The organism is Novosphingobium endophyticum, assembly GCF_014640675.1.
Lineage (GTDB): Bacteria > Pseudomonadota > Alphaproteobacteria > Sphingomonadales > Sphingomonadaceae > Novosphingobium > Novosphingobium endophyticum.
Genome location: NZ_BMHK01000058.1, coordinates 1 through 9,940 on the forward strand (window position 1 = coordinate 1; position 9,940 = coordinate 9,940).

A 9,940-nucleotide genomic window follows, 5' to 3' on the forward strand; every position below is an offset into this window, starting at 1 on the left:
ACCGCTATCTGGCTCACCCAATCGCTCCTAAGCACACTCATAAGAGCGCTCATAAGACCGGTCATTAATCTGATAGGCTAGGCGGGGTTCGGCGGATGGCTACGCAGAAAACAGCGCTTACGGAATGACTCCTTAATAGCTGCCGTCGGTTAAGGTGCAGCCAGCGACACTCGCATCAGCTGCATCCTTTTTCGCCGCAATTCATCTGGTGCCGGGCTTTGGAAGTTTCGAGCCAACGAAGCCCTCCAGAAATCGGCCTTCGTCGGACAGCTTTTCCACTGATCATGGAAACAGCGGCTTTCATCAAGTATGCGGACAAGGGGAAGACCATCGAGGCATCGTTCACGTTGCGCGCGGAGGAAGTGCCATGTCGCAGGTTCCACGCAGAAGTGCTCGCACGACGGAAGAAGAACGTCGAGCGATCCGCGCTAGCGACGAGAGCTTGAGAATTCTGGCTAAGCGCTACGGCATCAATCCCAAGACAGTTGCCAAATGGAAGAAGCGCGAAAGTGCCGACGATCTGCCTCACGGTCCGAAGCCGGGTCGGCACCGCAAGCTGACGGCCGAGGAAGAGGGCATGATAGTCCAGTTCCGCGAGCATACGCTGCTGCCGCTGGATGACTGCCTGTATGCCTTGCAGGCGCACATACCGCATCTGAGCCGCTCGTCGCTGCACCGGTGCCTGCAGCGACACGGCATCAACCGCCTCGCCGAGGCATCGGATGTCAGGATGGGGGTGGGACAAGAAACGCCCCCACTTGGCGACCTGCATATCGACACGTCGCAAGTGCGCTCGAACGACGGTTCGCACTGCCTGTTCAATGCCATCGAGCAATCGAGCAAGTTTGTCTTCGTGCAAATGGGAACGCGAGGCAAGGCTGCCGACGCAGCGGGCTTCCTGGCTGCACTCGCCGAGCGCAGCCCGTTGCGGATCGAGCGGGTCTTCACGGTCGATGCGGAGCCGTTCGTCGCCAAGGGTGAGGAGACTGATTTCGCGCGCGTCTGCCGAAAGCGCGGAATCGAGCATCGCCTGACAGCCGGCCCCCATCCCTGGACGCGCGCGCGAGACATGCGGCTAGGGCGTATGCTCCTGGAGAATGTCACGTATACCAGCGAGGCTTATCTGGCTCGCATGCTCCGTGACTTCGTGCATGCGTATAATTTCAAGCGACGCGTCAAGGCCCTGCGCGGAAAAACGCCCTACGAGTTCCTGCGCCGGACTTGGGCCGAGCAGCCCGAACGCTTTCTGCGCGATCCGCACCATGATTTGCTGAGACTCGAATTCATGCACGTGTGATCCTGCGCCGCGATATATAGCACGAAGCCCACACGGAGGGCTGACGATACGCGGACAGCGCAGCAGGCGGCCGCATCCGAATGCAGCAAATGTGACCATGGACTGGAGGCCGGGAACGCTGATGCGTGTCCGGCGAGAGGAGGACTATGCCTCGAATCGTCGTGACAATGCCCATGACCGTTCCGCCGATCGACTGACCCAGAAAAGTCGAGATCCGGAGAGACCTTATGAATGCCCCGTTTGCCACCGCCGAACGCATTCCCGCGACCGTTCCGCCCGAACTCGTTTGCGAGGCCGATTTCGACGTACTGGCCTCGCAAGGCGACGATCCATGGCGCGCGGTCGCCAGACTGCATGAAGGACCACCGGTGGTGTGGATGACCGAGGCGAACTTCGGCCGACCCGGCTGGGTGCTGACCCGGCACGACGTGATCAATGAAGCCTTTATCGATTACGAGCATTTCTCGTCCGAACGCCCCGGCATGGTTGCCGACATGCTCGGTGAGCCGGTGCGTCTCAACCCCATCGAGATCGATCCGCCCCGGCACCACGCCTATCGCAAGGTGCTCAACCCGTTCTTTACGCCCAAGGCCGTCAAGGATTTCGACGATCCCGTCCGCCAGTGCTGTCGTGAGCTGATCGCCAAGTTCAAGGATCGGGGCGAATGCGAGTTCGTCGACGAATTCGCGGTGCCATTCCCATCCTACATCTTCCTGGACCTGATGGGCATGCCGCGCGACCGGCTCGACGACTTCATCGGCTGGCAGGACGATCTGATGCGCGCGTCCGATCCGATGGACCGCGTTGCCGCCGCGCGCTCGATCTACGCTTATCTGAAGCAGCACATGCTGGCGCAGCAGGAAAACCCCACGAACGACTTTCTGCGCGGCATGGTCACCGCTGAGATCGACGGCCGCCCGATCGACTACTACGAGCTGATGGGCATGTTCTATGTGCTCTACGTCGGTGGGCTCGACACGGTCTACTCGACCCTTGGCTGGATCATGCACCACGTCGCCACGCACCCGGATCTCCAGGCCCGGCTGCGCGCCGACTCCTCGCTGCTGCCGCAGGCAATCGAGGAATTCTCCCGCGCCTTCTCGGTGGTGGTCACCCACCGGCAGGTCGCCAAGAACTTCGTGTTCCACGGGGTGCCGATGAAGAAGGGCGACGAGGTCAACATGCCGATCATGCTCGCCAACCGGGATCCCTCGGTCCATGAGAATCCGCACGTCGTCGATATCGACCGCAAGCCGCGTCATATTGCCTTCGGCACCGGCACCCACAACTGCCTCGGTCTTCACCTCGCCAAGCGGGAGATGCGGATCGTGCTCGAAGAGTTCCTGTCGACCTTCGCCGACATCCGCGTCAAACCGGGCGAAACTCCGCGCTATCACACCGGCCGCACCTTCGGTTTCGAATACCTGCCGCTGGTGCTGGGCTGAGCATTGGGCAGGAACTGGACGGCGCGATCGATCCTGCCGGTTGGGTTCGACTCGACGGCGAATTCGCGGTCGTCACCGGGGCTGGTGCGGGCATCGGCCGCGCCATCGCGCAGACGCTCGCCGCCGCCGGCATGGCGGTGGTCGCGGTCGATTTCTCGGCGGACGCCGCCCAAACCACCGCGACGGCCGCCAGATCGGCAGGTGGTCAGGCCATCACCGACGTGATCGATCTCGGCACCTCCGAGGGCAGTGATGCAGCCGTGGCCGCAGCGGTCGACGGGTTCGGGCGCATCGACGTGCTCGTCAACAATGCCGGAGTCTACCGGCCCTCCGGCGTCCCGCCCGACATCGACTGGGAGCTGTTCGAGCGTACCTGTGCGGTCAACCTCCACGGCCCCTTGCGCCGCAAAAGCCGCCGTTCATTACTGTAAGGATGTGATCCCGAAAGCGGTCGTTCGTTCACCCATCTCAACTGCCGATTAGCTTCTGCACCGTGAGGCGGAACGCAGCTATCAGCCGCTCCGGATTGGCTGCCCGGTCGGCCGTCATGCGGCTGGTCATTCCATGCGAGACCATTACGATCGCTTCGATTCGGTCTTCAATTTCCTCCTCGGAAAGCGGCGGAGCAAACGGGATCAGACTTTGCCGCGCGATCTCGCGAAACCGGCGATCGATCTTCATCACGACATCAGCAACCTTGGGGTTTCGCCCCGCCTCGGACATGATCTCTAAAGTCAGCGGTGCCCGAACAGGTTCGATCCACCAAGCGAAATGCGCCGTCCAAGCTTCCACGAGAGAAGCATATTCTGATCGATACTCCCTCTCGCTATCGAGAAGAAGGCGTTCAAATTCCGAAAATCTCCGTTCGCATAGAGCAATGATGATCGCCTCTTTGCTGTCGAAATACTGATAAATGTGCCCCACGCTCATTTTAGCTTGGGCAGAAATTCTCGACATGCTGGCGCCGTGAAAACCTTCTGCCCGGAAGCATACTTCGGCGGCATCAAGGACCTGATCCTGGCGCAACGCAGTTCGTTCCTGCCGCCGGGTTATTGCTGCAATGCTGCGAGCCATACGATTGTGACGATCCTCAAGGGTCTTGCTTAGACAGCTTGCTTCATAACGCAGACTGGTGCGCCATCCTATGGCCTCTCCTCAAACCTACAAAAAGAATGGTTGTTCATTCTTTCTCGTGATACGACGGGCTTCAAGGTGAGCAGATTGCGCACAAGCGCGGTTCGGAACCACCAGAAAGAGCCATAGCAAATGGCAAGGGGAGATGGACAATGGAAAAGGCCAAGGGAATTTTGCTCGCGACTGCCGCAATCTGCGCAGCCCCAATGGTAGCGCATGCTCAGCAAGCGGAACCCGCAGCTTCGCCAGCAGAAGCCGTACAATCGCCCGAAGCCTCAAGCACCATGGGCGACATCATCGTGACGGCCCGTAAGCGCGACGAGCGGTTGATGGACGTACCGGTCGCGATCTCTGCGCTCTCAGCCGAGACGCTGGATCGTTACGCCACCAACTCCCTGACTGCGATCGGCGAGCAGGTACCGCAACTTGTGATCGGTGAGTCGACCAACCAAGCCGGTGGCTCGATCAACCTGCGCGGTATCGGCGCGGGGCTCGCCAATCCTTCGACCGAGCAGGCGGTGACGCTCAACCTCGACGGTATCCCGATCAGCTATGGCAACGCGGTGCGCCTCGGCCAGTTCGACCTGCAGCGGGTCGAGGTGCTCAAGGGGCCGCAGTCGCTGTTTTACGGCAAGAACAGCCCCGGCGGGATCATCTCACTGATCTCCGCCGATCCGGGGCCGACCTTCGAGGCGCGACTGCGCACTGGCTATGAGTTCGCTGCCGATCAACGGTTCGTCGAGGGGATTGTTTCAGGCCCCTTGTCCGACAACATCGGGGCGCGCGTGGCCGCCTACTATTCCAAGGAAGACGGCTGGTTCCGCAACCTTGGCGTGCCAGTCGCGGGCCGTACTTCGGGCGCGAGTTCGCCGAGCAACAATGCAGAAGACTTCTTCATCCGCGGCACCCTAATGTTCAATTCGGCAGACGATGCCTTCCGGATGAAGATCAAGGTCAATCACGGCCAGCGGGATCGTGAGGGCTTCGGTCCGGGCGGCGTTGGCCAGCCGGTGTTCTGTCCGAGCGGTGCATCGCAGGTCTCGCCGATTACGACCGACTGCACACTTGATCGGAACTATACGGAAGTCGCGCTGCCGGCTTCCGTCGCCGCGCTTCACCCAGAGCTCGACGGCCCGTCGCATACGAGATCGCGCCAGTTCCTCGTCTCCGGCACGGCTGACTACGACCTCAATGATACACTCATGCTGACCTCGGTAACAGGCTTCTTCAAGCTTCAGGAGCATGGCCTTGGCTCCTTCACTTCCGTCAACGATCCCACCGTGGGCGCATCCCTGGACCTCAAGATCAAGGGACTTAGCCAGGAGCTGCGGCTCACCTCCGATTTTGATGGATCGCTCAACTTCATGCTCGGCGGCTTCTATCAGGACGCCAACCTGACCGTCGGACAGGCGTTCTTCATCAATACGGGAGCCCCGTTCCTCGCGGCCGCGACATTCTACGACCAGGATACCGAGGCCTACTCGGTGTTCGGCCAAGTTCGTTACGAGCTCAGCGATCAACTGGAGCTTGCAGCCGGGGCCCGTCAGTCGTGGGAAACAAAGAGTCTGAGAGGCACAGTCGCGAACACGGCGACGAACGCCAGCCCGTTCGAAATCCTTAATCCGCAGCGCAAGTACAATGACTTCTCCCCGGAAGTCACCCTCACCTACAAGCCGACCAGCGATCTCACCATCTATGCGGCCTACCGCGAAGGCTTCACCTCGGGAGGGTTCAACACCGTTCCGGGGGCACTTCGCACGGGGCCAACCGGGGCGTTCCCCGGTTTGGCCGCACGGGACTTGTCCTTCGACCAGATGACCGCAAAGGGCGGTGAAATCGGCATCAAGGGCAACCTTGCCGATCGCCAGATGCAGTTCGATTTGGTCGCTTACCGCTATGACTATAGCGGCTTGCAGCTCTCCCGCTGGGATGAAGTTGCGTTTACCCAGCGGGTTCAGAACGCCGGCGGCGCCAGAGTACAAGGTGTCGAGTTCAGCACGACGGCACGCCCCCGCGCAATCCCGGGGCTCGAGTTGCGCGGTGCAGTCGCTTACAACGACGCGAAGTACACCAACTTCATCGGCGGCTGCTATGCAGGGCAGTCGGTCGCTGCGGGATGCAACCTGCTCCCCAGCGACCCAACGAGCCCGGGCACGGCCGGCACGGCGGCCAACCGCTTCAACGGCCAGGATCAGAGCGGACAGCGACTGGCCCGCGCCCCAAAGTGGGCGCTGACCGCGGGCGTCACCTACGAGCATGAGGTCAGCGAGCGGTTGGGCGGCTCGGTGACAGTGGACACGTCGTATATCAGCTCATACGCGACCCAGACCGAAGCCCATCCGCTTGCTCGGCAGCCGGGATACTGGCAGCTCAACGGCAGCGTCTCGGTGTTCGGCGGCCAAGATAAGCCATGGGAAGTGGCGCTGATCGGCCGCAACCTCACCAACAAGCTCTACACCGCGACAGGCGGCACCCTGGCATTCACCGGAACCGGGACGGGTACGAGCACCACCACTCCGGCCGATATTCTGGGGATCGCTGGCCCGCCCCGCTCGGTCCTTCTGCAACTCACGGTCCGAAACTCGCTGTTCGGCAATCGCTGAGCTGGCTGGGAGTTATTGAAGGAGCGCAGCTATGAATGAAATGTCCAAGATCGGGCCCAACGAGTCCGGCGAAAACATCACTGCCGAAGACATGGACCGCGAAGTGCGCGTCACTTACGGCCGCGAAGCCTTCATGTCGCCGGAGTACCTCGATGCCGAGAAGCGGCTGCTGTGGCCCAAGATCTGGCAAATGGTCGAGCGCGAGACCGACTTGCCCAATCCCGGCGATTGGATGACTTACGACGTCGCCGACGAATCGGTGATCGTGCTGCGCAAGGACGACGGCACGTTCAAGGCGTTCCACAACGTCTGCCCCCACCGCGGCCGGCAACTGGTCTCGGTGCCCGACATGATCCCCGATCCGGTGACGAGCGTGAGCGGCGCCAAGCCAGTCCACTCCGTCCGCGGCAACAACCGCAAGAACTTCATCTGCGGCTTCCACGGCTGGACCTTCGATCTCGACGGCAACAATACCTACATCCTCGACCCGCAGGACTGGCACGGCAGCCTCACCCCGGAGCGGACCTGCCTGTCGGAGGTCAAGGTCGATACCTGGGGCGGCTACATCTACATCAACATAGACCCGGACGCCTGTTCGCTGAAGGAGTGGATGGGCCGCGCGGGCGAGATCCTCGATCACTTCGAGCTCGACAAGATGCGCTACAAGTGGCGCCAGTGGGCGATCTACCCGTGCAACTGGAAGGTTGCGATCGAGGCCTTCCTCGAACCCTATCATATCCCCGGCACCCATACGCAGCTACTCGCCTACGGGGAGTACTATTCAAAATCGAAGCAGTACGGTCTGCACTCGGTCTCGAGCTATGACACGCGTGACGCTGCGCTCAAGATGCCGGAGGCCTCGGGCACGGTTCGCGTGGGCAAAGGCGAGGACCCTCGGATCTCGACCTACGAGCTGATCCGCGAAAACTACGAGACGGTGAACTTCACGGCCTCCACCGAAACACTGGTGAATGCTGCCAAGCGCTTGGTGGACGAACTTCCCGAAGGCGTATCGCCTGCCGAGTGCATTGCGCACTGGCTGGCGTCGGCCAAAGCTGATGACGCCGCCCGCGGGGTAATCTGGCCGGAAATACCGCCCGAAGTCCAAGACGAGTCTGGGCTCGCCTGGGGGCTGTGGCCCAACCAGAACATCCTGCACGGCGTCACCTTTGCGAGCCCCTGCTATCGGGTTCGTCCTCACGGCGACGACCCGAACAAGTGCATCTTCGAGGCATACGCTCTCGAACGCTATCCTGAGGGTGAGGAGCCGAAGACCGAATGGGTCTATGCAGAGCCTACTCCCGAGAACTGGGGGCCGGTGCTGGAGCAGGACTTCGCCAACATGGAGTTCGTGCACAAGGGCATGAAGTCCAGCGGGTGGCGCGGCGCGATCCCAAACCCGCACCAGGAGCAGAAGGTCATCAACCTACACCGCAACCTGGCCGACTGGTTGGAAGGTCGCGGCGCGCCAGTGAAGCTGCCGTGACGACCGGTTATGCTGCCCGCCGTTAAATCAGTTTCCACCGAGAGGAATTGTTACAGCCCATGAAGATCGGACTCATCTATCCGCAAACCGAACTCAGAGGCGACCCCGCGGCTGCGCGGACCATTGCGCTGGCTGCTGAAGAACTGGGGTTCGATTATCTTCTGGCTTACGATCATGTGGTGGGCGCCAGCCACGACCGGGAGCCGAAGCTCACGGGGCCCTATACGGAGCATCATCCTTTTCATGATCCTCTGGTCATGTTCTCTCACGTTGCGGCGTTGACCAAGCGGCTGGAGTTCGCGACCGGCGTTCTCATCCTTCCGCAGCGGCAAACGGCGCTGGTCGCCCGCCAGGCGGCGGACGTGGATTTGCTGTCGGGCGGACGTCTGACACTCGGGGTCGGTACCGGGTGGAACTACGTTGAGTACGACGTGCTCGGCCAGGATTTTACCACGCGTGGCAAGCGGATGGACGAGCAGATCGCCTTGCTCCGCCAGCTTTGGACGGAGGCACTCGTCTCCTTCGATGGCGCCTTCGACCAAATAGATCGCGCAGCATTGAACCCGCGTCCTCGGCGCCAAATTCCGATCCTGCTCGGCGGATTTGCCGAAGTCGCCTTGCGCCGTGCGGCTCGCGTGGGCGACGGCTTCATCTTCGCCGATGGTGCTGCCGACGCGTTCGGGCAACTGACACGGCTCCGCGAATTGCTGTCCGAGGGCGGGCGCGGCAGCGAACCGTTCGAACTTCGCTGCAACATGCTTCGGCCTAAGGCGGCGCAGGACGTCGGCGAGACCGCGCGCCGCTGGGCCGAGGCCGGCGGGACCCACGCTGCCATCTCGACGATGGGCCTCGGTCACACTTCTGCGGAACAACACCTCGACTACGCAGCCGAGGCGCTCGCCGCCGTAAGCGCATGTCGGTAGCCCGAACGACAGCAGTAGTCGGTGAAGAGACGAGACGGACAGGGCGAGCCCCATGGTGATCAGCCGCGCAGACTGCTGCGATCGTGAGGCGCTGAAACGGCTGAAAGCGCGATATTGCTACGGCATCGATCAGCAGGATTGGACGCTCTGGCGCGACCACGTCTTTGCACCTGACGCTTCCCTGACCGTGCCTTCAACTGGGAAGGCAGTCGCTGGCGTGGAAGCGATCATCGCCTGGGTAACGGACCAGTGGGTAGACAAAGTATCGGTGCACCGCGCCCTGATGCCTGATCTGGAGATCCAATCGTCGACGACGGCCCGAGGTCGATGGGCGATGGATGACCGGCTGTATCAACGGTCTGCGCCCGGGCAGCCGTACGAGCTACTGCTACATGGTATGGGGTACTACGATGAAACGTACGTGCGCCTCGATTGCGGCTGGCGCATCCTCACGACGAAGCTCATTCGTCAGCATGTCGAGCACGCACCTCAGCGCTAAGGCTCGTCGTTGGGACGTTCCAGCCAGTGCTTGACAGCGGGCTGCAGAATGCTGCGAACCGGATCGGGACGAAGTACTCGCGGACGTGCAGGATGCGGAGGTGTTCGTCAAATTCCACGAGGAACAGGTAGCTGTTGGCGTACTCCTGATCGTCGTAGAGTCTGCCGTTGGAGCGCGCCTGGAGCACGACGCGATCGTCCTGTGCCGTAACGGAGTCGATGGTGACCTCTAGCGGTCTGCGCCACACTTCACTCACTGCCTTGAGCTTTGGCAGGTACTGTTCGAGCGTGATCGTGCCCATCAGAGGCGACCATGCGGTGAGACCATCAGCATAGTGGCGGCGATCGATGCCGCCGCGGCCAATGTTCAGTAGAAATGAGGTGGCGATTTCAACTGTCGTTGGCACCTTGGTGTACCTTTGCGATAGAATAGAATCTGCGGATCATGGGTACGCCTCCGTTAGCGGCCGGCTTGTCCTGACTTTGGTCCCGTTGGAGTTAGCGCGAGTGCAAACGTCGTGGTTTGCACTGGAGTTAGCGAGGACGCGATGGAA

The 9,940-nt window shown here is 61.4% G+C and carries 9 protein-coding genes; 7 read left to right on the forward strand and 2 right to left on the reverse strand.

Going from position 1 to position 9,940, the window contains the following annotated elements; translation table 11 throughout:
• The first annotated feature begins 154 nt into the window (after positions 1 to 154).
• The 3 genes from IEX32_RS19450 (at position 155) to IEX32_RS19460 (ending at position 3,173) form a co-directional block, all read left to right on the forward strand.
• Positions 155 to 1,297 carry an IS481 family transposase gene (locus tag IEX32_RS19450; protein WP_444543975.1) on the forward strand — a complete coding sequence of 381 codons (1,143 nt, stop codon included), beginning with the start codon at positions 155 to 157 and terminating at the stop codon, positions 1,295 to 1,297.
• Positions 1,298 to 1,524: 227 nt separating this feature from the next.
• The gene (locus IEX32_RS19455; RefSeq protein WP_188773201.1) at positions 1,525 to 2,742 is read left to right on the forward strand and encodes a cytochrome P450; all 1,218 of its coding nucleotides are present in this window, start codon (positions 1,525 to 1,527) and stop codon (positions 2,740 to 2,742) included.
• Between the two features lie 26 nt (positions 2,743 to 2,768).
• Positions 2,769 to 3,173: an SDR family NAD(P)-dependent oxidoreductase gene (locus tag IEX32_RS19460; protein ID WP_268236774.1), complete on the forward strand. Its 405-nt coding sequence runs from the start codon at positions 2,769 to 2,771 to the stop codon at positions 3,171 to 3,173.
• Positions 3,174 to 3,210: 37 nt separating this feature from the next.
• Here the strand turns inward: IEX32_RS19460 and IEX32_RS19465 are convergent, their stop codons facing one another.
• Positions 3,211 to 3,816, reverse strand: a complete 606-nt coding sequence (locus tag IEX32_RS19465; RefSeq protein WP_188773203.1) for a TetR/AcrR family transcriptional regulator — start codon at positions 3,814 to 3,816, stop codon at positions 3,211 to 3,213.
• A gap of 212 nt (positions 3,817 to 4,028) precedes the next feature.
• Here IEX32_RS19465 and IEX32_RS19470 point away from each other — a divergent pair, with 212 nt between their 5' ends.
• Genes IEX32_RS19470 through IEX32_RS19485 form a run of 4 tightly spaced genes read left to right on the forward strand, consistent with a single transcriptional unit; the run spans position 4,029 to position 9,387 of the window.
• A complete protein-coding gene (locus tag IEX32_RS19470) occupies positions 4,029 to 6,479 on the forward strand; it encodes a TonB-dependent receptor (protein ID WP_188773204.1) in 2,451 nt (816 codons plus the stop codon).
• 31 nt (positions 6,480 to 6,510) lie between these two features.
• Positions 6,511 to 7,965, forward strand: coding sequence for an aromatic ring-hydroxylating oxygenase subunit alpha (locus IEX32_RS19475; protein ID WP_229736511.1), 1,455 nt, complete (start codon positions 6,511 to 6,513; stop codon positions 7,963 to 7,965).
• Positions 7,966 to 8,024: 59 nt separating this feature from the next.
• Positions 8,025 to 8,888 carry an LLM class F420-dependent oxidoreductase gene (locus tag IEX32_RS19480; protein ID WP_188773205.1) on the forward strand — a complete coding sequence of 288 codons (864 nt, stop codon included), beginning with the start codon at positions 8,025 to 8,027 and terminating at the stop codon, positions 8,886 to 8,888.
• A gap of 52 nt (positions 8,889 to 8,940) precedes the next feature.
• On the forward strand, positions 8,941 to 9,387 hold the full coding sequence (locus IEX32_RS19485; RefSeq protein WP_188773206.1) for a nuclear transport factor 2 family protein: 447 nt from the start codon (positions 8,941 to 8,943) through the stop codon (positions 9,385 to 9,387).
• Here the strand turns inward: IEX32_RS19485 and IEX32_RS19490 are convergent.
• A complete protein-coding gene (locus tag IEX32_RS19490; protein WP_188773207.1) occupies positions 9,350 to 9,793 on the reverse strand; it encodes a hypothetical protein in 444 nt (147 codons plus the stop codon). The genes IEX32_RS19485 and IEX32_RS19490 overlap by 38 nt on opposite strands.
• Between the last annotated feature and the right edge of the window lie 147 nt (positions 9,794 to 9,940).